Annotated in this window: 30 protein-coding genes and 1 pseudogene; 21 read left to right on the plus strand and 10 right to left on the minus strand. The window is 48.4% G+C overall.

The window, feature by feature from the left end:
• Window positions 1-130: 130 nt before the first annotated feature.
• The 12 genes and pseudogenes from SynBIOSE41_RS10820 to SynBIOSE41_RS10875 all read left to right on the plus strand — a co-directional run bounded on the left by SynBIOSE41_RS10820 (window position 131) and on the right by SynBIOSE41_RS10875 (window position 6,985).
• Entirely contained in the window at window positions 131-355 is a 225-nt protein-coding gene (locus tag SynBIOSE41_RS10820) for a Nif11-like leader peptide family RiPP precursor (protein ID WP_186537898.1), read from the plus strand.
• A gap of 212 nt (window positions 356-567) precedes the next feature.
• Window positions 568-792 (plus strand): Nif11-like leader peptide family natural product precursor, encoded by a 225-nt coding sequence (locus SynBIOSE41_RS10825; protein ID WP_186537899.1) that lies wholly within the window; start codon window positions 568-570, stop codon window positions 790-792.
• A 347-nt stretch (window positions 793-1,139) separates the two neighbouring features.
• Entirely contained in the window at window positions 1,140-1,424 is a 285-nt protein-coding gene (locus SynBIOSE41_RS10830; RefSeq protein WP_186537900.1) for a Nif11-like leader peptide family natural product precursor, read from the plus strand.
• 187 nt (window positions 1,425-1,611) lie between these two features.
• Complete coding sequence (locus SynBIOSE41_RS10835) at window positions 1,612-1,836, plus strand: Nif11-like leader peptide family natural product precursor (RefSeq protein WP_186537901.1); 225 nt, start codon at window positions 1,612-1,614, stop codon at window positions 1,834-1,836.
• Between the two features lie 209 nt (window positions 1,837-2,045).
• Window positions 2,046-2,276: a Nif11-like leader peptide family natural product precursor gene (locus SynBIOSE41_RS10840; RefSeq protein ID WP_186537902.1), complete on the plus strand. Its 231-nt coding sequence runs from the start codon at window positions 2,046-2,048 to the stop codon at window positions 2,274-2,276.
• A gap of 206 nt (window positions 2,277-2,482) precedes the next feature.
• Window positions 2,483-2,740, plus strand: coding sequence for a Nif11-like leader peptide family natural product precursor (locus SynBIOSE41_RS10845; RefSeq protein WP_186537903.1), 258 nt, complete (start codon window positions 2,483-2,485; stop codon window positions 2,738-2,740).
• A 183-nt stretch (window positions 2,741-2,923) separates the two neighbouring features.
• On the plus strand, window positions 2,924-3,190 hold the full coding sequence (locus tag SynBIOSE41_RS10850; RefSeq protein ID WP_186537904.1) for a Nif11-like leader peptide family natural product precursor: 267 nt from the start codon (window positions 2,924-2,926) through the stop codon (window positions 3,188-3,190).
• Window positions 3,191-3,379: 189 nt separating this feature from the next.
• On the plus strand, window positions 3,380-3,670 hold the full coding sequence (locus SynBIOSE41_RS10855; protein ID WP_186537905.1) for a Nif11-like leader peptide family natural product precursor: 291 nt from the start codon (window positions 3,380-3,382) through the stop codon (window positions 3,668-3,670).
• A gap of 218 nt (window positions 3,671-3,888) precedes the next feature.
• Window positions 3,889-4,176, plus strand: a pseudogene (locus tag SynBIOSE41_RS10860) (Nif11-like leader peptide family natural product precursor).
• Window positions 4,177-4,309: 133 nt separating this feature from the next.
• The gene (locus tag SynBIOSE41_RS10865; protein ID WP_186537906.1) at window positions 4,310-4,552 is read left to right on the plus strand and encodes a Nif11-like leader peptide family natural product precursor; all 243 of its coding nucleotides are present in this window, start codon (window positions 4,310-4,312) and stop codon (window positions 4,550-4,552) included.
• 1,080 nt (window positions 4,553-5,632) lie between these two features.
• Complete coding sequence (locus tag SynBIOSE41_RS10870; protein ID WP_222930535.1) at window positions 5,633-6,013, plus strand: hypothetical protein; 381 nt, start codon at window positions 5,633-5,635, stop codon at window positions 6,011-6,013.
• Window positions 6,014-6,271: 258 nt separating this feature from the next.
• Window positions 6,272-6,985, plus strand: coding sequence for an SDR family oxidoreductase (locus tag SynBIOSE41_RS10875; protein WP_186537908.1), 714 nt, complete (start codon window positions 6,272-6,274; stop codon window positions 6,983-6,985).
• A gap of 72 nt (window positions 6,986-7,057) precedes the next feature.
• On the opposite strand, the gene SynBIOSE41_RS10880 is transcribed toward SynBIOSE41_RS10875, so the two are convergent.
• Window positions 7,058-7,300 carry a hypothetical protein gene (locus tag SynBIOSE41_RS10880; protein ID WP_186537909.1) on the minus strand — a complete coding sequence of 81 codons (243 nt, stop codon included), beginning with the start codon at window positions 7,298-7,300 and terminating at the stop codon, window positions 7,058-7,060.
• Window positions 7,294-7,587: a DUF3104 domain-containing protein gene (locus SynBIOSE41_RS10885; protein ID WP_186537910.1), complete on the minus strand. Its 294-nt coding sequence runs from the start codon at window positions 7,585-7,587 to the stop codon at window positions 7,294-7,296. Before SynBIOSE41_RS10885 ends, SynBIOSE41_RS10880 begins: the two co-directional genes overlap by 7 nt.
• A 69-nt stretch (window positions 7,588-7,656) precedes the next feature.
• Between SynBIOSE41_RS10885 and SynBIOSE41_RS10890 the strand changes: the two genes are divergently transcribed.
• Both SynBIOSE41_RS10890 and SynBIOSE41_RS10895 read left to right on the plus strand, forming a co-directional pair.
• Window positions 7,657-8,424: a sulfite exporter TauE/SafE family protein gene (locus SynBIOSE41_RS10890; protein ID WP_186537911.1), complete on the plus strand. Its 768-nt coding sequence runs from the start codon at window positions 7,657-7,659 to the stop codon at window positions 8,422-8,424.
• A 722-nt stretch (window positions 8,425-9,146) separates the two neighbouring features.
• Complete coding sequence (locus SynBIOSE41_RS10895) at window positions 9,147-10,355, plus strand: VCBS repeat-containing protein (protein WP_222930536.1); 1,209 nt, start codon at window positions 9,147-9,149, stop codon at window positions 10,353-10,355.
• Window positions 10,356-10,579: 224 nt separating this feature from the next.
• Here the strand turns inward: SynBIOSE41_RS10895 and SynBIOSE41_RS10900 are convergent, their stop codons facing one another.
• The 3 genes from SynBIOSE41_RS10900 to SynBIOSE41_RS10910 form a co-directional block, all read right to left on the minus strand.
• Entirely contained in the window at window positions 10,580-11,317 is a 738-nt protein-coding gene (locus SynBIOSE41_RS10900; RefSeq protein ID WP_067325540.1) for an MIP/aquaporin family protein, read from the minus strand.
• A 573-nt stretch (window positions 11,318-11,890) separates the two neighbouring features.
• Window positions 11,891-12,127, minus strand: a complete 237-nt coding sequence (locus SynBIOSE41_RS10905) for a hypothetical protein (RefSeq protein WP_222930537.1) — start codon at window positions 12,125-12,127, stop codon at window positions 11,891-11,893.
• Window positions 12,128-12,424: 297 nt separating this feature from the next.
• Window positions 12,425-13,333 (minus strand): SMP-30/gluconolactonase/LRE family protein, encoded by a 909-nt coding sequence (locus SynBIOSE41_RS10910; RefSeq protein WP_186537913.1) that lies wholly within the window; start codon window positions 13,331-13,333, stop codon window positions 12,425-12,427.
• Window positions 13,334-13,686: 353 nt separating this feature from the next.
• Here SynBIOSE41_RS10910 and SynBIOSE41_RS10915 point away from each other — a divergent pair, with 353 nt between their 5' ends.
• Both SynBIOSE41_RS10915 and SynBIOSE41_RS10920 read left to right on the plus strand, forming a co-directional pair.
• Entirely contained in the window at window positions 13,687-14,457 is a 771-nt protein-coding gene (locus SynBIOSE41_RS10915) for an SDR family NAD(P)-dependent oxidoreductase (RefSeq protein ID WP_186537914.1), read from the plus strand.
• A gap of 179 nt (window positions 14,458-14,636) precedes the next feature.
• Window positions 14,637-15,341: a VIT1/CCC1 transporter family protein gene (locus SynBIOSE41_RS10920; RefSeq protein WP_186537915.1), complete on the plus strand. Its 705-nt coding sequence runs from the start codon at window positions 14,637-14,639 to the stop codon at window positions 15,339-15,341.
• Window positions 15,342-15,917: 576 nt separating this feature from the next.
• On the opposite strand, the gene SynBIOSE41_RS10925 is transcribed toward SynBIOSE41_RS10920, so the two are convergent.
• Both SynBIOSE41_RS10925 and SynBIOSE41_RS10930 read right to left on the minus strand, forming a co-directional pair.
• Window positions 15,918-16,187, minus strand: coding sequence for a hypothetical protein (locus SynBIOSE41_RS10925; RefSeq protein WP_066905206.1), 270 nt, complete (start codon window positions 16,185-16,187; stop codon window positions 15,918-15,920).
• 28 nt (window positions 16,188-16,215) lie between these two features.
• Entirely contained in the window at window positions 16,216-16,446 is a 231-nt protein-coding gene (locus SynBIOSE41_RS10930; protein ID WP_255475718.1) for a DUF1651 domain-containing protein, read from the minus strand.
• Between the two features lie 562 nt (window positions 16,447-17,008).
• Between SynBIOSE41_RS10930 and SynBIOSE41_RS10935 the strand changes: the two genes are divergently transcribed.
• Window positions 17,009-17,179, plus strand: a complete 171-nt coding sequence (locus SynBIOSE41_RS10935) for a hypothetical protein (RefSeq protein WP_186537917.1) — start codon at window positions 17,009-17,011, stop codon at window positions 17,177-17,179.
• 277 nt (window positions 17,180-17,456) lie between these two features.
• Here SynBIOSE41_RS10935 and SynBIOSE41_RS10940 read toward each other — a convergent pair whose 3' ends face one another.
• Complete coding sequence (locus tag SynBIOSE41_RS10940; protein WP_186537918.1) at window positions 17,457-17,909, minus strand: hypothetical protein; 453 nt, start codon at window positions 17,907-17,909, stop codon at window positions 17,457-17,459.
• Between the two features lie 770 nt (window positions 17,910-18,679).
• Between SynBIOSE41_RS10940 and SynBIOSE41_RS10945 the strand changes: the two genes are divergently transcribed.
• Entirely contained in the window at window positions 18,680-19,555 is an 876-nt protein-coding gene (locus tag SynBIOSE41_RS10945; protein ID WP_255475719.1) for an alpha/beta fold hydrolase, read from the plus strand.
• A 1,400-nt stretch (window positions 19,556-20,955) separates the two neighbouring features.
• Here the strand turns inward: SynBIOSE41_RS10945 and SynBIOSE41_RS10950 are convergent.
• Window positions 20,956-21,153 carry a hypothetical protein gene (locus SynBIOSE41_RS10950; RefSeq protein WP_186537920.1) on the minus strand — a complete coding sequence of 66 codons (198 nt, stop codon included), beginning with the start codon at window positions 21,151-21,153 and terminating at the stop codon, window positions 20,956-20,958.
• Between SynBIOSE41_RS10950 and SynBIOSE41_RS18120 the strand changes: the two genes are divergently transcribed.
• The 3 genes from SynBIOSE41_RS18120 (at window position 21,152) to SynBIOSE41_RS10960 (ending at window position 22,736) form a co-directional block, all read left to right on the plus strand.
• Window positions 21,152-21,286, plus strand: coding sequence for a hypothetical protein (locus SynBIOSE41_RS18120; RefSeq protein WP_255475720.1), 135 nt, complete (start codon window positions 21,152-21,154; stop codon window positions 21,284-21,286). The two genes, SynBIOSE41_RS10950 and SynBIOSE41_RS18120, sit on opposite strands and share 2 nt — an antisense overlap.
• Before the next feature lie 445 nt (window positions 21,287-21,731).
• Window positions 21,732-22,331 (plus strand): class I SAM-dependent methyltransferase, encoded by a 600-nt coding sequence (locus tag SynBIOSE41_RS10955; protein WP_186537921.1) that lies wholly within the window; start codon window positions 21,732-21,734, stop codon window positions 22,329-22,331.
• Window positions 22,332-22,406: 75 nt separating this feature from the next.
• Window positions 22,407-22,736, plus strand: a complete 330-nt coding sequence (locus SynBIOSE41_RS10960) for a hypothetical protein (protein WP_186537922.1) — start codon at window positions 22,407-22,409, stop codon at window positions 22,734-22,736.
• Here the strand turns inward: SynBIOSE41_RS10960 and SynBIOSE41_RS10965 are convergent.
• On the minus strand, window positions 22,722-23,774 hold the full coding sequence (locus SynBIOSE41_RS10965; protein ID WP_186537923.1) for a fatty acid desaturase: 1,053 nt from the start codon (window positions 23,772-23,774) through the stop codon (window positions 22,722-22,724). The two genes, SynBIOSE41_RS10960 and SynBIOSE41_RS10965, sit on opposite strands and share 15 nt — an antisense overlap.
• Window positions 23,775-23,826 lie beyond the last annotated feature (52 nt).

The raw sequence follows: 23,826 nt of genomic DNA on the forward strand, positions 1-23,826 counted from the left end.
TTGATTGCTTCAATAGACTAGCTAATCCCATAAAGCACCCTCCAATACCTGGCACGATTAGCGCAGTAAGTATTAGCCAAAGATACTGCAGCAGACCGTTGCTATAATCGATAAAAGACTTCAGACACCCATGTCAGAAGAACAACTCAAAGCTTTCCTAGAAAAAGTCAAAGCGGACACCAGCCTTCAGGAGAAGCTCAAAGCAGCTGCTGATGTTGACGCAGCTCTTGCGATTGCGGAAGAGGCTGGGTTTAGTATTTCCGCTGATGTCGTTCGGACTTCAGTTTCAGATGATGAGCTAGAAGGAGCTGCTGGGGGGAAATATTACACTGATGAGATAAGTGGCCGGTGCTGATGGGGCTGGTTGTGCTCCAGGCTGTGAGTAGAGGGGAAGGTTGCGGAGTTTACTCATAAGAGCCCCTGCCGCAGCAGAGGTTTTTTATTTCTTCAATCACCCCAAAATCCCACAAATCAGTCTTCAATGCCTGGCACGATTGAGCACAGTAATTATTAGTCAAAGACACTGCAGAAGACCGTTGCTATAACCGTTAAAGACTCCCGATACCTATGTCAGAAGAGCAACTCAAAGCCTTCCTTGCACAAGTCAAAGCCGAAGACAGCCTTCAGGAAAAGCTCAAAGCCGCTGCTGATTCTGATGCAGTTCTTGCGATTGCGAAAGATGCTGGATTTAGTATCTCTGCTGACGACCTCAAAAAGGCCTCAGAGCTTTCTGAAGACGAGTTGGAAGGCGTTGCTGGAGGAGCTCCTTGTGTAGATATAAGCTATGCGTGATGACTTTGAATTATGGTGTTATCCCATAAATGTTGTCTAACCTTCCGTCCATTTGTAGCCTACTCTTTAAAGCCTCTGTTGCTGCTGGGGCTTTAATTTCTTCAATAGCCTGACTAATTCCACAAATTAGCCTCCAATACCTGGCAAGATTGAGCGCAGTTGAGCAGTAATCAGGTGGGTAGAAACATTACCGAACTTAGTGGTGAATTGATTCTAAGCTATTCACCAGAAGCTCACCAGAACTTCTTGGGTGCTGCACCAGAGCTGTGTAGTGGGGTTCACCAGTAGGGCTGTGATCTTGAAGGAGTCGAGGGGGCAACACCTCCAATCATTCACTCCTTAGAACCATGACTCAAGATCAACTTACAGCTTTTCTGGCTAACGCCAAAGGCAACACCAGCCTTCAGGAGAAGCTCAAAGCAGCGGCTGATACCAATGCTGTTGCTGCCATTGCCAAGGAAGCAGGTTTTAGTATCTCTGCTGATGACTTGAAGAGCGCTCAATCAGAGATTTCTGACGAGGAGCTGGAAGGCGCAGCTGGTGGAGGATTCACTCATGGTTTTTGGTGCAGGCTTATAAGCGGAGCAAAACCCAAAACTACGGCACCTGTACGTGGAGGTTGTATGATCTAATAACAGCAATCTATTAGATATTCGTACTCATCAAAACTCCTGCAACGCCAAGGGCTTTTTATTCCTTCAATCACCCGATACCCACCATCAATCAGTCTCCAATACCTGGCACGATTGAGCGCTGTAAGTATTAGCCAAAGACACTGCAGCAGACCGTTGCTATGTTTAGTAAAATATACCGATACTCATGTCCCTAGAACAACTCAAAGCATTCCTCGACAAGGTCAAAGGCGACCCCAGCCTTCAGGAGAAACTAAAAGCAGCAACTTCCCGCGAAGATGTTGTGGGCATTGCCAAAGAACACGGACACGAATTCACTGCTGATAAGTTCAGTCAGCTCAGTGAAGAGGAGCTAGAAAGTGTTTCGGGCGGAGTTTCAGTGGGTAATCAAGGAGCAGGTTGTGGTGGATAATGTTTCACTACTAACCATAACAAACATGAAGCCCCTGCATTGACAGGGCTTTTTATTGCTTCAATCACTGCCAAATCGCGCATAAACATCATCCGATACCTGGCACTGTTTAATACTTGGCCCAGCCACGAGCTGAGTTTTTTTATAAGCCTGCGGATACGGTGCGCCCTGCCGAACGTTGCTATGACTCCTGAACAGACCTCATACCCATGTCCCTAGAACAACTCAAGGCATTCCTCGCCAAAGTCAAAGGCGATTCCAATCTTCAGGAGAAACTAAAAGAAGCTAAGTCACCTGAAGACGTCGTGGGCATCGCTAAAGAACACGGCCACGAATTCACTGCTGATAAGATTACTGAACTCAGTGAAGAGGAACTAGAAGGCGTGGCTGGAGGCGGTGACTGTACAAACAAAACTGTCTTTAACAAGAATTGGATATGATGTGACTGTCTTGGGCGGAGATTTCCCCTAGACTTCAAAACCTACACACTCAAAGCCTCTGCATTGACAGGTGCTTTTTATTGCTTCAATCTCGCCAATAATACCACAAATTAGCCTTCAATGCCTGGCACGATTGAGCGCAGTAAGTATTAGCCAAAGACGCTGCAGCAGACCATTGCTATAACCATTAAAAACTCCCGTCACCCATGTCTCTAGAACAACTCAAGGCATTCCTTGAGAAAGTCAAAGGCGAAACCAGCCTTCAGGAGAAGCTGAAAGCCGCTGCTGATATTGATGCGGTTCTTGCGATTGCGAAAGAGGCGGGATTTAGCATCTCTGCTGATGACTTGAAGAACGCTCAATCAGAGGTTTCAGAAGAAGAACTGGAGAATGTGGCTGGGGGAACTGTTATGACTTTTTACTGCTTTACTTTTGGCTGTTGTAATCTAAGCAACAGTGTATAGAGAGTAGGTGACTAAAAAAGCCTACGCCCTCAAAGCACCTGCCGCAGGTGTTTTTTATTGCTTAAATCACCCCAAAAAGACCATCAATCAGCCTCTGATAACTGGCACGGTTGAGCGCCTTAATTATTAGCTATAGACGCTGCGACATACCTTTGCTATAAATACAGAATCGACCTCATATACATGTCAGAAGAGCAACTCAAATCCTTTCTAGATAAGGTCAAAGTAGACACCAGTCTTCGGGAAAAGCTCAAAGCTGCTGCTGATTCCGATGCAGTTCTTGCGATTGCGAAAGATGCTGGATTTAGTATTTCTGCTGATGAATTGAAGGCCTTTTCAGAGCTTTCAGAAGGAGAACTTGAGGAAATCTCTGGAGGACTTAACTCCTGTCACGGTGGATCATATTATGTTTATGGCACTGGTTGCAATACGTGTGGCTTTGGATGCTAGTAGTCAACACCACCAGCCCTCAACCAGCCCATCAAAGCGGATTCTAAGCATGATCTTTTCACTTTTTCAATCCCCCCCAAAAAAGACCATCAATCAGCCTCTGATAACTGGCACGATTGAGCGCCTTAATTATTAGCCATAGACGCTGCGACATACCTTTGCTATAAATGAAGAACCGACCTCATATACATGTCAGAAGAGCAACTCAAAGCCTTTCTAGAAAAAGTAAAAGCTGACACTACCCTTCAGGAGAAGCTCAAAGGAGCTGCAGATTCAGATGCAGTTCTTGCGATTGCCAAAGCTGCTGGGTTCTCTATCACGACAAAAGATCTAAACTCACATAGCCAAAACCTACCTGATGATGAGCTAGAGGCTGCTTTGGGTGGCACGGATAATGCCCTAAACAAATGCACTACTGGGTGTTCACCTAGTGGTGAGGTTCCCGGGTACACTAAGCCGTGTGATAATTCCATAATTTAAGTTTATTTGAACAGAGCTACTTTCATACTTCAGTATTCGAGCTATAGAACAGCCTACACTTTCAAAGCCCCTCCAATACAGAGACCTTATTGCTTCAATAGCCTGAACTCATCCCATAAATAAGATTCCAACAACTGACACGATTGAGAACAGCAAGTATTAGCCAAAACACTTCAGTATGCTGTTGCTAGAACTAGGCTGAAGCTAAACGTACTCTCATGTCAGAAAAGCAACTCAAAGTTTTTCTCGAGAAGATTAAAGTTGACCCTAATCTTCAGGAGAATCTGAAAGCTGCTGCTGATTTTGATGCTGTTGCTGCGATTGTGAAATAAGCAGGATTTATGATTTCTGCTGATGACCTAAAGAAGGCTCAATCAGAGCTTTCTGACGAAGAGTTGGGAAACGCAGCTGGAGGAAACAGATACCCAGAATTGGAGCCAACTGTGTTGTCGTTTATTGGGAATCTATGCATAGGCAATCTATTCATCAAAGTCCCTGCTGTATGAGTTATTATTGATTCTATAGCCTGACTAATCCCACAAACCAACCTCTAATACCTGGCACAATTGAGTGCAGCAATGATCAAATAAAGACACTTCAATGAAATGTTGCTATAAGTGGTGTACAGACTTCGAATCCATGTCCCTCGAACAACTCAATTCCTTCCTCGGCAAAGTGAAGGGAGACACCAGTCTTCAAGACAAACTGAAAGCTGCAAAATCATCTGAGGAGGTTGTGTCTATCGCCAAAGAACATGGTCACGTCTTCTCAGTTGAACATATCAATCAAGTCAGAGCGGATCAGCTCGAACGAATTGCTGGAGGCGGAGAATGTATAGAAAGAACTGTTTGTATTAGTGTCGAAAATTCTTTGTTGGATTAATGAAAATCAATTGGGAGGTCACTCCCTATTGAATTTTGGCAGACATGTTTCAGCAACGTAATGCCTGCTCTCCCTCCCTCATGGCGGTGTAGCGCTCAGAAGGGTGTCTGAGCAAAACGTGGTGAGAGGAATACGTATATGCATGAGTGATAGGTATGAGTTACAAGTGGCGCTGTGAACAATATGTTTTTTTCGTCTGCGCTCCTGACAGCATGGCGGCACAGCATGAAGCAAGTGATAGCACTGCATCTAAGCGAAAAGCTAAATACTTGATCTAGTGTCCAGAGATTCTGCGATGCAACCAGAGCTGCATGGACAGGATCAAGGTATACCGACCAAAGGACCAAATCAGGTCATTGTTGAAACTGGTGAAGCAGGGGCGAGAGTCAGTTTGCTTCTGGAATCTGCTAAAGCGGAGTATCGGCCATCATAAGCGCCTCGGATGTTGTGGCCATCTTTCCAGCTGAGGTGGGACTTCTGGAATCAGTTGAATCGAGCATGGTCATCCTTGCCAAATCCTCCAATAATGGAAATGGCATACCCAAGCTCAGACAAGGAGCAGAAATGATGACACTTTGATTCACTGAAATCAGTGCAGTTGGCCTGATGTTGCGATACGAACTTGTTCAGACTGTTACAAGACTAGAAAACGTCACCATCATGAGCTCCTACGACGGGGATACCAGCAGCAGCTCAGACGACGAGCTGTGTATGCAGGAGAAATACGCAACGGGTAATGGTCGCCAGTCGCCATTCCGAGATTAATTGGGAAGAAGCACATCGCCCCTGACCTTATGGACACCAGATCTACGCCAATCAACTCGATAGCCGTTGCTTTCCTGGCAGTTGCCGTCATTACGCTCGCGATCAAGGAACCGCGTTGCGACTGCAAAAACACCCTGCCATCTGCAGAAACATCAACCAGTAAGAGGGCGTCTCCACAGCGACCTTCGAATACTGGCCGACAGCGTGAGCTCCGCAAGTTTTGAACAAGCGAAAATGCACTAATTAGAGATCTGGAAGATACGGATCACACCATTGGGGGATAGCGTAAGACGAAACATCACCCTTCCGGGTGATGTGGATTTAGTTCAGTTCAGCGATGCTGAAGACATCGGAGGGATGACCTCCTACCCTCACACCAAACCAATGAAACTCGTCTCTTCCATCGCTGCCGCTTCTGTTATCGGCGCTTCAATGTTTATTGCTCCACCAGCTGCTGACGCAAAAGAGCATCACCACCACCACCATCATCATCATAGACATCATGAACTAAGAAGAATTCATCGTGAATTCCGTCATGATGTTCGCGAATTCAATCATTACCAGAGAGCATATGATCGTGATTGGCGGCATGCTCGCAGGGTTTACAACCGCGAGGTCTATGGCTACCCGAGAGTGATTCCTGCCTACGGATACAACCATCGCCATCCTGGGTTCGGAATCCAGATCAGCTTCTGATTTGAAATTTCTGTCGGGAAGCCTGAAGCCATGAAAGCGAGGCTGAGAGCTATACAAGACCCGAAAGGGAAAAGCAGGGGGCGTTGAGTATCGCCATCGATCTCCCGACAAAAAACTCACACTGATCTCGCCCCGTTAAGTGCGGGGTTTTTGCTGCCGTGGAAGCCTCCGGGAGGGTACAGACCAACAGATCCGATTAGTCAGCGAGTGAAGGGGTCTGTTGCCAAGCTGTGAACAATCAGTCCGTCGGCCGAGACCATGACAGCACAACTGGTGGTGATTACAGGAGCGGGTGCAGGGATCGGAAAGGCTTTGGCCCATGCTTTTTCATCAGCCGGTCACCCCTGTTTGTTGATATCAAGAAACCAGGAGGTGGATCCAACATTGGCCAATCAGCCAGTGCTTTACAGGCGGCTTGATGTCTCCGACGCTCAAGAGCTGAGGGATGCCATCGCGTCAGCAGAGAGTCAGTACGGGCCCACAGGCTGTCTGATTAACAACGCAGGGATGATTCACATCGGCGGACTGGACAGCCTCAGCATCGAGCAGATCAATGAGGAAGTCGACACCATGATCAAAGGAGTGACAAATGGCATTCACCTTGTTTTGCCAGGCATGCGGGAACGCAAATGCGGAACAATCATCAATATCAGCTCCATTGGCGATCGCAAGCCTGCACCAGGGGCACCCGTTTATCACGCTTGCAAACACGCCGTGCGCTCATTGGGCGAGAGCCTGAACATGTCGGAAGCTGAGCACAATGTCCGTGTTATCAACCTTGCCCCTGGACTGATCCGAACAGCGATTCATCAGAAGATGGGGATCAGCTTTGAGGAATACTGCGAAATGCTTGGCAATCCGACTTTCATTGCTCCAGCGGAACTCGCAACAATCGTCCTTTTCTGCTGGCAGCAGCCACAACACATCTGCATCCGAGATATCGCTGTGATGCCTACAGACTGTGCGTTCTGATTATTGCTACAAATTCCTCGGAAGAATCAGCCTTTCTTCTGTTATGAAAACTAGCAGGTTATAGCCGTCCAATTAATTCACATACCAGTTATTCGCTGTGTTCGGCAGTCTTTTTGCTGCTTTGGCTTTTTCAGCAGCAGTCATCTCAGACCAAAGCTTGTAGGTGCAGTCCAGAGCACCACGGTCCTTCAGCGCTTCTTGATAGCAAGCCGATAGCTCTGCAAACTCTTTGACGCTGACAACGGGAACGGTCATGCGGTTTGCCCAGTGGTCATTCATGCTCTTTGAAGCAATTCCTATCAGCGGTTCTAGCAACCAGAAAGGATTTGAGTCACCAGATCGGCACTGACCCACTTGATCTCCCCGGAATCCACATCAGCGATCTGAAAAAGGTTGTGAATCTTCGGGTCTCGTGCAGCGCCTCCGCAGTGAATCACTTGACCCATCCACCAGTCTTGATCAGGCTTCTCCCCAGTCAGGCAGTCGTGGCGCACGATCACCGTCATACCTGGAGCAACATCCAGGAAAACCGGCCGCTCCGAGGGTTCCTGCTGAGGAATGCAACCAGAGCCAATCAACACACCATCAAACACAGTACGCATGTACTCCTGCTGGATAGGTTAGGCCTGGGAGGCAATGCTTAGCAGCAATGACTCAACCGAGATCAATCCATGGCCGGTGAGCTGCTGCTGCAGCTGGCACTCGGCATGATTGCTGTTGTAGCCAATGCCCTTTCAGCATTTGCAGGTGGAGGCGCCGGCCTGGTGCAGCTACCGGCGCTGATCCTGCTGGGGTTACCCTTCGCTTCAGCACTGGCCACCCACAAACTGGCCAGCGTGGCACTGGGCCTTGGCGCCGCAGGTCGCCACTGGCAAGCCAGCAGCCTCGATCCCCACTTAAGCCTGTTGATTCTGCTGGCTGGTCTCCCGGGAGTGTGGATCGGAGCAAGCAGCGTGCTGGCCTTGCCGGATCGCGTCGCCACAGCCGCCCTTGGGTTGCTCACGCTATCCCTCGGCCTGTACTCGGCCCGTCGCCCCAAACTCGGACAGACCGAACGAGTGGTGAATCACAACAGACAGCAACTGCTGATCGGTATTGGCGTGCTCTTCGTGATCGGCATGCTGAACGGTTCCCTTTCATCAGGCTCAGGCCTTTTCGTCACGCTATGGCTGGTGCGCTGGTTCGGATTGAGTTATCCAAGAGCCGTTGCCCACACACTGATCATGGTGGGACTCGTCTGGAACGGCACCGGCGCTTTAGTCCTCGGGTTCCGCGGCGAAATTCACTGGAGCTGGCTGCCAGCCCTGATCGTGGGATCGCTCATTGGGGGATATCTCGGTGCTCACCTTTCGCTCAAACAAGGAAGCCGACTTGTAAAGAAAGCTTTCGAATGTCTCGCCCTGCTGATGGGCCTTTCACTGCTGATCCGCAGCCTCTGAGCTGATCTCCCAATCAACAAGATCAGAACGAGTCATATCCAAATTAAGGCTGACGCTGCGGCTGGCCATGGCAATTTCTCCTGTAGTGACCAATCCTGCATATCTCTAGAGCGACTTGAAGCATTCATCGCCAATGCAACAATGGTTCCAACATTCAGGAGAACGAAAGGTAACAAAGAGACCTGTGAATGTCATGACTATCGTCAAAGAAAACGGGCACGAGCTTAATCAAGAGCATTTCAGTCAGCCATTCCAAAAGGAACTAATAGGTGTTACTCAAGGGGTACACAATGCCCTTTTAAGTTAATACTTAGCAATGAAATACATAGAGACTGATGGCTCAATCAGCCACCAAGTCTGATTTATTTCAACAACTCCGGGCAAAACTTATTGAGCGGCAGTCATCAGCCTCGACTGACTGGCATTGGCGCCATAGTGCTGCAGAGTCTCCACCCCTTACTAGCCTCTTTCAGATTGGCCAAAGATATCAATGCCACGATTTTATGAAATACCATCGCCCCAGGGGAAGCTCCTGTCCTGTTCAGCATTTGCAAAGAAGGACTACTGAAGTGGGAGCATGCAGAGCCATTCATGGCTGAGGATTTACTCCATTTAGCAATGGGGTACAGAGACTAAATCACGCGTAGGGAAGGAAAGTTGTTGAACTTCATCATTGTTCCTATGCTAAGTGGAGTGCTTAGCTGGAAATCAGCCAGAACGAGATGAGCCGAAAACTAAACCCTGTATTACACAGCCAAACATTCATTGGCCAACCTAGCCGACTTTTAAATTCGAATAAGCAAAACCAGTCCACATCTTCCAGCCGCTCATTTATCACTAACGACCGACGTATTTTAGGTGTGGACAAACAGGAACTCACAGCTTCTATCGGCATTGGCGATCTCAATGGCGACGGAATAAATGATCTGGTTGTCGCTAATGGACGCCATTGGCCTCAGCAGAATTATCTGTTCTTTAATTATGGAAAGCAAGGCAAGGTCAATTTCACTGTTCAGCGACCTTTGGGCCTGAATCTCTCCACCAGTTATGCTGCGGTGCCTGCTGACCTGGATGGAGACGGCGATCTCGATATTGCTGTTGGCAATGATAATGCGCCCAATCGAATCTTTTACAATGATGGGCAAGGCGTGTTTTATGAGACTGGCTCCTTCGGCTATATATCTAGTTTACGGAGTCTGACTCTTGCTGATATTGATAATGATGGTGATATCGATATTCTCGTTCCATGTCGCGGTGCGCCTAATCAAATTGCTTTCAATAGTGGTTCTGGTGAGTTCCCTGACGCTGACATCAGAACATTCGGAACAGGAATAGATAAAACCATTGACGTTGCTGTAGTTGATTGGGATGGAGATGATCATCTGGATCTAGTACTCGCCAATCGCGTTAATGACCCCAATGTGATCTTGATGAATGATCGAAAGGGAAATTTCTCAGATAAGCAAATATTGCATGATTCGGAGGGGTTGAATTCCCGAGCCGTAGCCATCGCCGACATGAATGGAGACAAGAATTTAGACATAATTATTGGAAATATAGGGGAGCAAAATCAAATCTATTTTGGCAACGGGAGTGGTGGCATCATTGAAGTACGAGAATTTGGATATACAGATGGTCAGACCTACGATGTTATTACTGGTGACGTTGACAACGACGGAGATATTGATTTAATTGTAGGCAACATGATAGGAAGCCACCACAAAAACCAAAAGAATACTGTTTATATTAACCGGGGTGACGGGAATGAGTTTGATGCCATCCCCTTCGGTCCAGGCAAAGCCCCTAATTATGCAGGAAGCCCTACGTACGGAGTCAGTGTTGCTGACTTTAATCAAGATAGTTTCCTTGATATTGCAGTTGCCAATTCAGGCGATTTCAATCGATTGTACATGAATGAAGCAATTGCGTAACACAACCCCAAGTAATGACATAAGATTTATATCGCATAAATTCTTCAGAGATCAAGGCAGCTGGGTATCCAACGACTGCTACAATGAGGCGGAGTTTGGCAGAAATGGTTCAAAATTGATTGAGAATCAACCCTGTTATCAACCAGCAACTCAATCTAAAACTCGTTCATCAATAGCGATCAAATTCGGCTCCCCTAAAAATCTTGTAATAAACACTCTGCAGCTTATTTGGTAAGAAATAATTTAATGATGCACAATCCAATCAAAACGCCAGATAATGGTCCAGCCACCGGAACCCATGAATACCTCCAACAAGATGTGCCTTTGCCATCAATAGGTAGAACGGCATGTGCCAGTCGGGGGCCCAAATCTCTCGCTGGATTGATGGCATAGCCGGTTGGTCCCCCAAGGGATAAACCAATCCCCCAAACGACGAAGCCGAAAATATAAGGTAATGAACCGTCCGAAAAATTGTAAGTGTTGCCATATTCGGCAAGCGCACCGGCGATAATCACAAGTGCGGTTGTCGCCAAGCATTCAGATAGATAATTTGCGAAAAAATTCTTGATCGCAGGCGTTGTCGCAAAAACAGACAATTTATCTATCCTGCTTTCCGTGTGCTGCCAATGCGGCAAATAAACAAGCCATACAAACACTGCTCCCAGAAATGCTCCAATTAGTTGAGCAATGATGATTGCCGTAACCATCCATCCAGACGAATACTTACCGAGGCCATATTTCATCAAGGTAATGACCGGATTAATGTCCCCGCCCCGGGACCCAGACGCCATAGAAATAAAAATTCCAATCATTACGGCGAAGCCCCAACCTGCCGAAATAGCCATCCACCCCGAGCTATACGATTTTGAAGCCTTTAATAAGGCTCCGCCGCATACTCCGCATCCAAACAACACCAAAAAAAGAGTGCCCAGCAGCTCGCCAATGAAGTAATTCTGGTACATCAAGTTTTTCCTTTATAAACATATTGTATTGCAGCTTTTTCATGCCAACAACAAAAAAAGAAGCAAGAATTACACAGAATAGCAAAACCAATCAATTGACAAATTAAATCACCCTTGTTGGCTACTGGAGTGAATACTATCTGTAGAGGCTTTTATTAATAATAATACATCCCACTCTCTGATGATGACCACCAAGGGATATTGGGCAAGGCAACACCATCCTGGCTGCGCTGCGACATCCCGATCAAATCAGCGCACACGAAACTGCGTGCATGATTTGATGTCCCATTCAATCAAGCAGAGAATTGGAGCCTGAGGAATCAGACCAGCAAAGGCAACCACAGCCGAGTCAATCACCCATCACGGCAATGGTGACTTCAATCCTGCACTGACAGTCGTTATTGGGTTGACGCTGGATGAGATCTGCATCCATGATGCTGCATGAAACTGAATGAACATTTTTCTATAACCTTTGAATGATTCTCGACAGGAACAAGACCGACCCTTGAGGCACAGTTTTACGTTCACTGATAGACATTCAAAACGAACAAAGATCAACTCGCTTGAGGTGGATCAACTTTGATGCAGGAAACCACCGATGGACTGTTCCAAGACACCCACGAAAACTGACCAGAACGCCTTGGCATAACGCCGAGGGTTGGTGGAAGCTAACAACATCAGAATGGCTCTGTTGATCTGCTCTCGGGTCTGACCGATAGCGCTGGAGACCATGGTTCCTCGCCGACGATCAGCTGTGGCACTCGAGCAACACAGCCGTTTCAGAACAGACGGAATCGCTTCTGGAACCATCCGCTGATGGTTGCCAGAGGCAGCTCAGCGTGAGTTCTAGAGAAATACTCACGACGCTAAGTAGCGACGTGAACTGAGGCCAATCCACCGAGCTAGACAGTACTCCCCTGCTCTCACTGCACGTTCACAGCGAAGCGCAGCGCTGCAGAAGGAAGTTGAGCTGCCAACGAATGACAGGAGCTGCGTGTGTGATTATCAGCAACACCATCGCCAGCCAGTTACATCAAAAGTCGGAAAAGTTTTTTTTATTTTTCGATCTATCAGGCTAATCACAATGAATAATGGAAACCCTGGAAATCAATCATTCTGTGACTGCATAAACACTGAAGCAGGCAGACCAGAAACATCCACTTCTGCTATAAAAATACCTCCAGCGGCAGGCATTAAAGATAGACTTTCCTGATCAAGGTCATATTTAGCGGTTGTGATGTAGAGCTTGTCAAACGCCGTACCCCCAAAACAGCAAGAGGTTACTTGCGAGCATGGAATTTCTATCGTAGCCAGATGCTTTCCATTTCTTGGATCCCAACAAGTTACAGCACTTCCGTTCCAAAGAGCAATCCAAAGCATGCCATTACAATCAATGGTCATGCCGTCAGGAGAACAATTCCAATCAGAAGGTATTTGAATGCAGATCTCTCCATCACCAGCCAAATCTCCACTCTCGGACAATGGGAACCGCTTCACATGAAGAGTTGGGGTGTCAACATAATATAGATTTTTTCTATCCAATGACCAGGCAAGTCCGTTTGAGATAGTGACCCCATCAATCATACGACTAGATTTTAAAAATTTATTCAACCTCCAGAGAGATCCAGCATTAGGCAAAAAATCATAATGAAGGTTGCCGGCCCATAGTCTTCCCCAAGGGTCGCACTTACCATCATTGAAACGATGATTAGTTAGATCCTTGATTGGATTATGCAACGACACCATTTCCCCGCTATCTGGATTTATTATTTTAAATCCATCCGACGTTGCAGCCAACAATTGCCCCTCGTTTGTTGGCACGACACAACCCACATGAAAAGCAGTATCGATAAAACGATTGGTCTGACGGCAAGGGTCGAACAAGCCAATGCGTGAGTCTTCGATATCGACCCAAATCAAAAGCCCACGCTCGTCCCACCAGTGAGGACCTTCGGCAAGACGCGCTCCCACATCAAGCACGCATTCCGATGAATAGACTTTGACCTGTTGATGCATGAATAATTTCTGATGGCAGTATTGCAATCATTGTGACAACACTTGCGACGAATGTCATAGAAGCAACGACTTTCAACAAGTCTTCTATCCAAGGACATGCGTCATCATTAAGTTCTCATCACATCTGCACATCCAATCAAGAGTTTGGTTGTGCTGGCGGAGCCAATCCGATCATAACTTGAGGTTCTTGACTTTCACACGCGTGCCTCAACTAAGCCCGCTGTGGTGGCTTGCTGTGAGACATGAGTGAACATCTCAGAAAATCCTGCAATGGATCTATCCAGACAGCTGTGGATGACGAAGACTTCAATGTCCTCCACTCTTAGAGGATCAAGCCATCGACTCATCGCAGAATGACAAGGATTGATCTCAGTGGTGGCCTGGTTGTGGTGACCGGTGGAGCAGGCTCGATCGGCAGTGCTGTTGCCGTTCAGGCAGCTCAGGCAGGAGCCAGCGTCGCCGTCTGTGACACCAATTACGAAGCTGCTGAACGCATCGCTGAAGAAATTCGCTCAAACGGTGGTGTGTCCGAGGGCTTCCACCTCGATGTCACCGATGCGACCGCCGTGAGAGAGATCATGCAGAGGTCAGTCGGAGAGCTTGGTGAAATGCGCGGCCTCGTGACCGCCGCCGGACTTTTACGCACCGGACCACTCGCGACCCAGACCCATCAAGACTGGCAACAAATGATGGCCGTCAACGTTGATGGAACATTCCATGCAGTGCAGGCCGCCATTCCCTATCTGAAAGCGGCAGGAGGCTCGATCGTGACCATGGGAAGCGTTTCGGCCTTCATCGGCTCAGCGGAGGGAGGGGGCTACACCACCTCCAAGGGTGCCGTGCTCAGCTTGAGCTACGCCGCAGCCGGGGAGTTAGCGCCGCAGGGGATTCGCGTGAACAACGTTGCACCAGGATGGGTCGACGGAGGGTTCACCCACCAGGCCTTGGAAGCTAGCGATGACCCTGAGGCTCTCAGGAAACGAGCTTGCGCACTCCACCCCCTGGGAAGGATGGCCGAACCAGCTGATGTCGCCAACGCTGTGGTGTGGCTTCTCTCTGATCAAGCCGCGTTCATCACAGGCTCAATGCTGTTGGTAGATGGCGGTTTCATGATTCAGCATTGACCGCAAATCCAATTTTTGAATGACCTGAGTATTCCAACCAATGCAATCAAGCCGAAAAAGCTTTTCAAGTGACTTGCAGCCAATACAATGAACTTTAAGAGTCCTATCCACAATTCCATTTTAGCTAAGAGAGGCAAAGAAAAGGGATAAGTTTGATATGTGTTCAAAGAGTGCTGAGAATGGCCTTGTCTCTTAACCTGAAAAGCATAAAAAGGTCTTTCTATGGATCGATTGGAGAAATCGTGTTTGGGATGGAAGATGGAGTAGTCACCATTTTTGGACTTGTTGCCGGGGTTGCAATTTCAGCTAATAGCAGCACACAAGTTTTATTAGCAGGGGCCACAGGAGGAATATCCTCAGCCATATCGATGATGTGCGGCGTATTTCTTGATCTTCAATCCGACCATGATCAAGAGAGAATCAAAGATAAGAAACGCTTTACACGAATCCAGGAAGAGCCTAGGAAAGCAGCCGATCATTTTCTTTTGAAGCTATCGGATGCCGGGATAAGTCAACAAAGAATTTGCGCCATTCAATCCGAGATCGTTGGTGATAAAAGGAAACTGATCGCTTTGGACTCAGCATTTGATTCGCAAGATTCAGACACCTCTGATAGTCCATACATCCATGCTTGCTGGATGTTCATCTCAAATGCATTATCTGCATTGACTCCAGTGATCGCTTTTGCATTTTGCCCTCTAGCAACAGCACGCTGGATATCACTTCTGATGACGCTTGCACTCCTATTCATACTTGGATTTGGACGGGCAAAAATAGGGCAACGCGCCATCTATCCAACCGTGATACAAACCGTTGGAATTGCAGGCTTCGCAGCGGCAGGCGGAGTCATGATTGGACAGCTCATCAGCCGAAGTTTTTCATAAAAATTGCCAACAAGACTCCGCTAACAGGCTCGGCATGCAATCACTAAAACCCTCTGCCAGTGGCTGAGTATCTTCCACAAGTGATCATTGGGTTGAGGTTGACAAGTTAGCTTTACAAAATACTTCTCAAATTAGCTAGATGATTTGCAATTTTGTGATGCTAGAAGCCCCATGCACTCATTCCCGAATGCGAATGGGGCTACGTTCGTTACAAGCCAAGCCGGATCACCAAGAAAAGGAACTGACTTGAAGCGAGTTCGCCCCGTATCAAAAAACTAGCCTCTTAATTACGTGAAAAATTAGATCATCAACATTTGGACGCTCACCAGCGATTATGGTGGCGTTAAAATCAGGACCACCTATTATTAAAAATATTCCATATCTGGAAATTTAGCTTCTCCGCTCAAAAGGACGTCGCGAAGATTCATCATTCGGATGAATAATTCCTTTCAACCTGCAAAGCCTGAAAAAATTGGGGTTATTTCAGTCCAGTAAGTACAGGGAACACAATACAGATTGTTAGGGGTATGGTCACGCAGCCGCCTTAGAGAACTTGCTGTGCTGTGAGATGGAAGCTCAGCTCTCTGCCACCTCAATCAATACAACAGGATTTCCATCGTCGTCTTCGTGATCTGAATACCGAAATTCATCGTCACCGCCAAGCTGGAACCTTGAATCGCTGCAATCTCTACCCCTCCCTTGCAGCCTGATGCCGTAGTCCTCAACAAGACGTGTACAGGCACTGATGATTTGCTCCGTGCTGGCCTTCCAGGGATGGTTGCCTTCCAGATCCTCGGCTCCGAGCAAGACTCCTTCCAAAACAGCAGAGATGGGATCCGTCGTCATTGGTTGGTTGACTGGCCGCCCGAGAGGCTCACCAGAAAGCGGGACAGTGCATCCAGCCAATCTGCTGCAGCTCCTCATAGAGAGACACAGCGTCGTCATAGGCCATATGAATGCGTGACTTGATCAGAGCAGGCTGGCTGTGAGGCATGGGTCTGCCGTTTTCCACGACGACCTGGACATCTCCGTCAAGAGTTTTGGATTGCTGGTGGAACCTCATCGCCCAATGAGTCTTAGGGTCTTCCAGCCAGGCATCAGACATAGTTACTTGCTGAAGTCTTGTCCTTATCGATAGAGGCTCGTACCGCCTGATGCCCAGCCAAGTACAAATAAGTACAAAGAGAGAGCCACCGCACCACCGGGGAGAGTGAGGTGCGAGTCGGCCATTGGCATACGCGACTACGCCACAACAAGTCCGTTAAGGACGTTGCAGATCAGGATCCACAGGCCTCAGAGCTGAAACCGTGATGACTGGCTCAGGCCCAAAGCAAACGATCAGCCAGACTCCGCCACTGAACCCCAATCCAGTTCCACTTCACCAGGCTTCAAACGGCGATGGTCCACGACGGCGTCAATGCCTGCCGTGGAGATCAAACATGGAGAGAATTCGGTCTATCTGAACAGGCTTTCATCGAGAGCCCCAGAGAGCATCAGCGATTGAGCAGCCTCCATGGATTGCATCAGCTCATGGAGCAGCATTGCCTCTGGGCTTCAGGAGTATTGCCACAACCAACCCCTGCAAAGTGCTGCGATCAGAGGTAAAAATCCGAAGCCGACTTTTGCATTTGACTCTGATCCCTCGCCATCAAAGAAATTGCACCTCAGTGGATCCGAGTCGACTGATCACTGAAATCAACACCTCAAAGGTGGTCGCCCTGCTGAAACGGATCGCCGACCAGAACCAGGCAGGACGATCCAGCCTGGTACTGGCCAAACCGCCTGAGCTCAAGTCCAAGTCACCTCTAACAGGGCAAGAGCTCCTGCAAATGCTGTAACTGAAGCCTGAAAATGAATGCCAGTTCATTTGTTACTTCATCAGGTTCCACAATCAAACAGCTGGCAGCGGACTCCAGCCAACCCGAATCAGCAAGGTTGCTTCGCAAGTCTTGATCAGAGACGTCAACGGAGCGCAGGTCCATTGCCCATGAAACCCTCCAAGACAATCAACAACATGCTCAGATGGAAACAAACTTGTTTCCAAGGCAGCGTGGATAGGTAGCGATCACTGCCGTCGAATGGTGTCGCAGTGCCTCTGCAGCGCCACCAACAGCTTTATTGCTCAAACGCAGACAAGACCTTCTGAAAAGCCCCAGCATCATCTCGCTTCGTCGCGGCTGTTCGTAAGGCTCGTAAAACGTCAGGGCGCTTCCCGTACGGAGAAAAGTCGAGCAGACCGTCCACGACCTCCAAAGGGCTTCCATTGTCGACAAGAACCTTCAGAGCCCTGTCCATATCTGCAACCAGCTCATCAGTGCTCCATAAGCAGTTCTGACGGATGAAATAAAGAAGCTCACCAACCACGACCTCCGCAGAGAGGTTGAGCTGCTCTGCCAGCTCTCGAACCTTGTCGTCATCCTCGGCAAAAGGCGGATCAAAGCCAACCGTGGCAAGCAGGCCATAGTCGACAAACATCTGGCGCCAACTGGAATTCGATTCAAGTCCAGACTCGATGAGGGCCCATACCCTCTGATGGGCCTCTCTGAAATCGGTGGGCGCGACGGTCATCCGACTCACCTGCAATCATCATCCATCCAGAATGGCCAGGGTTTTAATTCCTCGCTGTAGGGTTTCAACCCCTCTCACAACATTCAGGCTGGCCGACCAGATCAGCTTGCTTCACGTTTGGAGAAAGCTGGAAGACAGACCGAACTGCTTAGACGCAGACAGCATCATTTTTCAAAGCAAAGGCTCGAACTTCTGAACTTCTTCTTGCATTCAAGGACATACCCAAACTCAATCAACCAGGCGAAATAAGCAGGGTGCGCGCACTGTCCGAGCAACACCCTGAGCGAGAGATCTTGATACCTGCAAAAAGCCAAATCAACAAATCTGGAATGCAGAAGATTTTTCAACAATGCGATCTATGCCGATGGTTTAATCAAAAGACCCTATTAAATGTAACCAAAAATCCCCCCCCCCCCAGTGGACTCCATGACGATGAACAGGGTCAATAAGAGTCGATTGACTTCATCTATTGCGTTCAAGTTTCCATCAGCCTTCCATGGTGTTAGTCCGCGATGTTCTCACCCATTCAGCTGAGGGCATTTATGGCGAAATATGCGTTCCCAGGCGACTCGGGATGGGAAAGAGAGACCCGGGTGCTGAACCTGACCTGCAATGGCTCATGAGCCGTCGCAATTGCTGCAGGCAGGATCGTCTCAGGCGGACGACGCCACCAAGTCATGGATCAACCCAAAAGCTCGTTGGATGAAAGCTGCCGTCGCGCTCAGTGCTTCTATTCATCACAATCAAGGTCCCCATCGTTGCCTGTGAAGTTGGCCAGCAACACATCAGCTGAACAGCAGCTGCTACTCGTTCATCCGATTGGCGTTGGTCTGTCTTCGCGGTTCTGGGATCGATTCGTGGCGTTATGGCAAAGCGAAAAGAGAACTCCCGTCTTACTCAATCCCGATTTGCTCGGCTGCGGAACAGCACCATGCCCAGCACGGCCACTGACACCTGAAGACTGGGCTGAGCCGCTCATTCATCTGCTTCGAGAGCGAGCCAAAGAACCTGTCGTACTGGTCTCCCAGGGAGCGTCTCTGCCCATTGCCCTGGCCATTGCGGCCAACGCTCCCGAGTTGGTGAGTGGCTTGGTGGCGATTAGCCCGCCGGGCTGGCGGGTTCTAACGCAGGAGTTTCCACAAAGCAGAGCACGTTGGCTTTGGCGCATCTTGTTTGATGGACTCATCGGCAACTTGTTTTACCGCTATGCAAGGCGTCGCAGATTTCTGGACGGCTTTTCCAGAAAAAATTTGTTTGCTCGCCCTGAGTCGGTTGATGATGAATGGCTGGAGATGCTCAAACGGGGCTCACGAGCGATGGACACCCGCTGGGCTGTGTATTCATTCCTTGCGGGATTCTGGCGACGCAACTGGGAACCGCAGCTGACCGGGTTGAACATTCCTGTTCAGATCCTCTTCGGCATCAACACAACCGGGATCGGTTCATCCAGGAACTGGGATGATCTCGAGGAGCGACTTGCGACCTACAGGGAAAAGCTGCCCAACGCCTCGATCAGCACCATCACTGGCAGGAACGTTCTTCCCTATGAATCCACTGAGGAATGCGTCAACAGCGTCCGGGAATGGATCACAACGCTCCAACGGTCAGCACATCGTTCCAGCGACGGATCTGGGCGGGGGCAGTGAGCGTTGGGCCTGTTTCACGCTCTGGCCGAAAACACCGCCTTGATCTGCTGGCTCGGTAGTCGTGCGCCAAACCAAAAGCCAGATGATCGCCTGTTGCGTTGCAGGTGACCTTAAAAAATCTCATCTTCTGTTAAAAAGCACTGCTTAGAGCTCCCGTTCAGATGCCCGTTGATGTCACGGCAATTCTGGTTTCATCCACATTCATGGGAGCCGGGCTGGCATTGGCCAAATTCTTCCCCGAATCCTCTCTGCTAGCGGCTTTCTTTTTGGGTGGACTGGCCCTTGTCAACATTGCTCTCTCAATCGTTGGCTGAGCAGCTGACAGCTGCTTTTTGAGTCAAACACAAGTCGCGGCTTTTCGAGAAACAGACTCGCTGGTAACGGCATCTGGTCAGATGTTGTGGCAATCCTTGGAGCCAATGCCGAACAGACCCCAAGAATTTCTGGATGTTATGGCCTCCTACCTTCCCAAAGTGCAAGCACTCAACAACGACAACCAAAGGAAGCTGTCTGTTTTCAAATCAGCAGAGCTGGTGAATACTCTTTGACAGGTCAGCGAGAAACGCCAAAGAAGCATCGCTTTGGATCGGCATTGGCGGACGCATCGTTCGTCCTGGTGCAAGCGTCAATCCGCGATCGGGTCATGCATCTTGACTCTGAAGTGAACAGTTGATCTCAGAAGACCGGAACTTCGAACACTGATCAATGAGGGCTGCAGGTTTTCATGCCGGCAAACAACAACCTGTGCAAGACCAGCTGGCTCTGGCACTGTCAGCGGCGCAGTGCCCGGCCCTTGACCTGTGGCTTAATTAAAGCCTCACGCGTTAGAGCAAAGGCTGCGGTTTTCAGCTGCTAAAGAGCCTGATCAACGCCGTTCGCGAAAACTGTCATCGACTTATCAACACAGCCAACAAACCCTCTCCTGACAGGCTTCCTGAGCAGGCTCCGGAAGCCTAAGCAGCCGAACCCATGCGAAAACGTGTGCGGTTTGATACGTTGAATGGTGTCATGGGAGGCAAGTCGAGCAGCCGACTCATGAACGTTGGGGGGAGGGAGACGTCACACTCCCTCTTTCCGCAAAGTCAGCACTGCTGCGATGAGCAGAGAATCCAACCGATTTGCTGCAAATGAATCCACAGCTCAATTCCGAGATAGTGCAGCATCATCTGTTGACAAACTGGAGAACCAGAACTGGTGACCGCGAAAAACACTCAGAAACGCTGTCAGCGTGGTGTATGGAAGTGACTGGCCTGATTGGGATAATCAGACCTTTCTGAAGATTGATCAGCCACTCTGCGTACTGGGGATGCTGATCAAACCACGCGTCATCAAGACGATCCTTGAACATCAAGTCTGTCTGATGCAATCAAAACTGCAGCCTCTGAGCCAGGTCGTTGCCGTTACGGAAGCTGTGAATCATGCAAAGGAATGGGAGCTTCAACAGGCACTTGTTGCAGTCCCTTTTTGACTGCTGTTGCAGTGATGAAGCCACCGGTGATCACAACCATCAGACAGCTCAGTCCAGCTACAACACCTGTAAACATGATCACTCTGGTCTGAAAATCAACAGGTGTTTGCTGGCCAGGGCTTGACGCCATGGAGTCCAATACAACTGTTTCTGTTCTGGCACTTTATGAAAAACAACGCAAGCAGGCTTGGCGATTGAATGGCCGTGAAGCACTCAACACCAATGCCTCATCGGCCAACAAAGCAGAAACCGCCAAACTTTGAAAAGTGAAAGAGCCATGCTGAAACCAAATTCTTAGCTAAGAGCCGTGTTGGAGATTGGTCAAACCTTGATAACAGGAAACAAGCTCCCGAAATCAATGCTCTCCAGCTGGAAGCATCGGCAAAAAGCAAACTGTTTATCCACAGAAAAGGCAAACGAACCACCAATACCTAGATCAAAAGCAATGAAAGCAGAGCGTTATTGGGTCAATAATCGCAGCAAATAAGCGCTTAAAACTCACATTTGCTGGGTATCAGCAGGCACTTGCAACGATAAAGTGCAGTAACGAAACATCAAAAGCTACTCATTTAAACCCGAAATCACAGCAAAAAAATGACCGCACTTAATGTCGAAGGACAATACGGACAGTCTTATCGCAAAAGTATTCGTCATTCAATACCGGGTTATGACACCCTTCACGAGATTGCACTGGCAGCGATGTATATTATGGCCCCTCAAGCCACTCGGGTCCTTGTGGTAGGTCCGGGGCCAGGAGAACAGCTTCCCGACTTACTGAACACCTGTCCAGAGGCAGAGCTAACAATCCTGGAACCAAGCCAGCAGATGCTCTTGTTCTGTCGGGAAGCCATCGCCGACCATGCGGGCAGAGCACGATGCATTTTGATCCAGGAAGAGCTCAATCAACAAACATTGAGATCCCTCGAACCAATCGGGTGGGATCTTGTGGTGTGTCACAACGTGCTGCACTTGTATGAAGCCAACAAGCAGGTGAGCCTGCTGCGATTGCTGGCTCGATGCACAGCGCTCAATGGCTTACTGCTCCTTAGCGGTTACAGCGAGCCCTCTGAGCAGAACACAGCACAACAGATGATGGACATTGGCCTTCAGCGTCTTCGCGACCGTGATCTCAGCGATGATCGGATCGAAACCATACGCAGCAGCCGAAACAAGGACGTGTTCTCAATTGATTCAAACCGGGTCTCATCAGTGCTTTCCTCAGAGGAGCTGACACCTGCACTTCAGCTTTATCAGGGATTGTTTTCAAGACTCTGGGTCAGTACACGACAAGGAGCTGAGTTCAAGTAAGGACCTACATTTTTATTTAACCATAAGAAATTCAATCATTTTCAGCCATGGCATGAGGTAGCAAATGACTGCATCGTGGGGGTTTATATCTGGAGAAGAGAGCTAACGGAGATCCAGTCAACGATGGGTTTTTCGAGTCGCAGCATAAAAACACCTGAAAGCTGGTTCCAGGATCATTTGCGCAAAGCGGCCAATTTAGATATCACCAAAACAATTAAAATCATGCAACAAGATCCAAGGGAAGCCGCACAGTATTTACTACTTCCGATTGACGGATTCCGCGCCCTGATAGCACAATGCCTCGTTCTAAACGGTGTCGAAGTGCAACTCAGTGACGAACCTCCTGGGCCGACGACGCTGATCCCTCAGCCTAAAAATCCAACCAACAACTCACATCCCAGTTGAAACCAATTCAAGGTTTACATTATCCCAAAGAATCAGAGAAAAACAGGCAGGAATTTGATGCAAATAAAGAGGCTTAACATCTGCTAGCAAGTGAAGATTGGCATAATGGCAATCACGCAGACGATAGTTAGGAATTCGCTCAGAAAGATGATGAATATGATGATAGGCGATGTCAGCTGTGAACCAATCCAGGACTGGCGGAAGCTGAAGAAAAGATGAGCCTTCGATAGCTCCCTTGAAATAGCTCCAATCCTCCTCATTGCTGGCATAAGATCCAGGAAAGTTATGCTGAACAAAGAAAACAGCGATCATCAAGGCGGCACTGGAACTCATCACACAGACATAGAGAAGCCAGAAATGCCAATGGCCAATAGCACCTCCAATCAACCACCAGCAGGTGAAAAGAATGGCTGAGTTGGCAATGGTGTCATAAACCTCGCCCCTCGTATAAAAGAAACTGGATTGATGACTGTTGATTATTGAAAAAATGTTCACAAATTCACCTTTAGAAAGCGCATGAAACAACTTTTGAAGAGTTGCAAGCAAACATTCAAAAAAGCCCAGAAGCAACGCTATTCTGGGCTTTAAAATAAGGTAATAAAAACCTCCAGGGAAAAGCAATAATGGATGACGCAAAATTTGATAGAAAAACTTGGCCCCTGATTTCTTTGATTCGTATTGCTCACGTGTAGTCAAGGCAGAAGGACCTCTGTAGCGATCCCAATTGCCGTTATATTTGTGATGAAACGCATGACCTCGCGACCATGGATGATGAGGAATTCCATGAATAATGCTGAGCCCAAATGCAACAATACGATTGACATACTTCGAGCGGAACAAACTATGATGACCACAGTCGTGCATCAAAGAGAAGCTTCGACTCATCAGAAGTACAATGAGGACAAACAACAAAGGTGCGATTAATATCGACTTCAGATCAAACGAAGAAGTAACTGCACAAAAGGCGTACGCACAAACAACTAAAGGAAGAACAGTATTAAAAATCTGCCATACAGCAATGCGATCATCACTGGCCATGTACGATTTCAGATCAAAATCAACCCTTCGTACAGGTTTTGATTTTGAGGCG

Source organism: Synechococcus sp. BIOS-E4-1, from assembly GCF_014279995.1.
In the GTDB taxonomy this organism is placed as follows: domain Bacteria; phylum Cyanobacteriota; class Cyanobacteriia; order PCC-6307; family Cyanobiaceae; genus Synechococcus_C.

Excerpts from the sequence above, each read along its gene's own strand:
- SynBIOSE41_RS10820 (WP_186537898.1), top strand. The coding sequence starts at position 131 with ATGTCAGAAGAACAACTCAAAGCTTTCCTAGAAAAAGTCAAAGCGGAC.
- SynBIOSE41_RS10825 (WP_186537899.1), top strand. The coding sequence starts at position 568 with ATGTCAGAAGAGCAACTCAAAGCCTTCCTTGCACAAGTCAAAGCCGAA.
- SynBIOSE41_RS10830 (WP_186537900.1), top strand. The coding sequence starts at position 1,140 with ATGACTCAAGATCAACTTACAGCTTTTCTGGCTAACGCCAAAGGCAAC.
- SynBIOSE41_RS10835 (WP_186537901.1), top strand. The coding sequence starts at position 1,612 with ATGTCCCTAGAACAACTCAAAGCATTCCTCGACAAGGTCAAAGGCGAC.
- SynBIOSE41_RS10840 (WP_186537902.1), top strand. The coding sequence starts at position 2,046 with ATGTCCCTAGAACAACTCAAGGCATTCCTCGCCAAAGTCAAAGGCGAT.
- SynBIOSE41_RS10845 (WP_186537903.1), top strand. The coding sequence starts at position 2,483 with ATGTCTCTAGAACAACTCAAGGCATTCCTTGAGAAAGTCAAAGGCGAA.
- SynBIOSE41_RS10850 (WP_186537904.1), top strand. The coding sequence starts at position 2,924 with ATGTCAGAAGAGCAACTCAAATCCTTTCTAGATAAGGTCAAAGTAGAC.
- SynBIOSE41_RS10855 (WP_186537905.1), top strand. The coding sequence starts at position 3,380 with ATGTCAGAAGAGCAACTCAAAGCCTTTCTAGAAAAAGTAAAAGCTGAC.
- SynBIOSE41_RS10865 (WP_186537906.1), top strand. The coding sequence starts at position 4,310 with ATGTCCCTCGAACAACTCAATTCCTTCCTCGGCAAAGTGAAGGGAGAC.
- SynBIOSE41_RS10875 (WP_186537908.1), top strand. The coding sequence starts at position 6,272 with ATGACAGCACAACTGGTGGTGATTACAGGAGCGGGTGCAGGGATCGGA.
- SynBIOSE41_RS10885 (WP_186537910.1), bottom strand. The coding sequence starts at position 7,587 with ATGCGTACTGTGTTTGATGGTGTGTTGATTGGCTCTGGTTGCATTCCT.
- SynBIOSE41_RS10890 (WP_186537911.1), top strand. The coding sequence starts at position 7,657 with ATGGCCGGTGAGCTGCTGCTGCAGCTGGCACTCGGCATGATTGCTGTT.
- SynBIOSE41_RS10895 (WP_222930536.1), top strand. The coding sequence starts at position 9,147 with ATGAGCCGAAAACTAAACCCTGTATTACACAGCCAAACATTCATTGGC.
- SynBIOSE41_RS10900 (WP_067325540.1), bottom strand. The coding sequence starts at position 11,317 with ATGTACCAGAATTACTTCATTGGCGAGCTGCTGGGCACTCTTTTTTTG.
- SynBIOSE41_RS10905 (WP_222930537.1), bottom strand. The coding sequence starts at position 12,127 with ATGGTTCCAGAAGCGATTCCGTCTGTTCTGAAACGGCTGTGTTGCTCG.
- SynBIOSE41_RS10910 (WP_186537913.1), bottom strand. The coding sequence starts at position 13,333 with ATGCATCAACAGGTCAAAGTCTATTCATCGGAATGCGTGCTTGATGTG.
- SynBIOSE41_RS10915 (WP_186537914.1), top strand. The coding sequence starts at position 13,687 with ATGACAAGGATTGATCTCAGTGGTGGCCTGGTTGTGGTGACCGGTGGA.
- SynBIOSE41_RS10920 (WP_186537915.1), top strand. The coding sequence starts at position 14,637 with ATGGCCTTGTCTCTTAACCTGAAAAGCATAAAAAGGTCTTTCTATGGA.
- SynBIOSE41_RS10925 (WP_066905206.1), bottom strand. The coding sequence starts at position 16,187 with ATGACGACGGATCCCATCTCTGCTGTTTTGGAAGGAGTCTTGCTCGGA.
- SynBIOSE41_RS10930 (WP_255475718.1), bottom strand. The coding sequence starts at position 16,446 with ATGTCTGATGCCTGGCTGGAAGACCCTAAGACTCATTGGGCGATGAGG.
- SynBIOSE41_RS10940 (WP_186537918.1), bottom strand. The coding sequence starts at position 17,909 with ATGACCGTCGCGCCCACCGATTTCAGAGAGGCCCATCAGAGGGTATGG.
- SynBIOSE41_RS18120 (WP_255475720.1), top strand. The coding sequence starts at position 21,152 with ATGGAGTCCAATACAACTGTTTCTGTTCTGGCACTTTATGAAAAACAA.
- SynBIOSE41_RS10950 (WP_186537920.1), bottom strand. The coding sequence starts at position 21,153 with ATGGCGTCAAGCCCTGGCCAGCAAACACCTGTTGATTTTCAGACCAGA.
- SynBIOSE41_RS10955 (WP_186537921.1), top strand. The coding sequence starts at position 21,732 with ATGGCCCCTCAAGCCACTCGGGTCCTTGTGGTAGGTCCGGGGCCAGGA.
- SynBIOSE41_RS10965 (WP_186537923.1), bottom strand. The coding sequence starts at position 23,774 with ATGGCCAGTGATGATCGCATTGCTGTATGGCAGATTTTTAATACTGTT.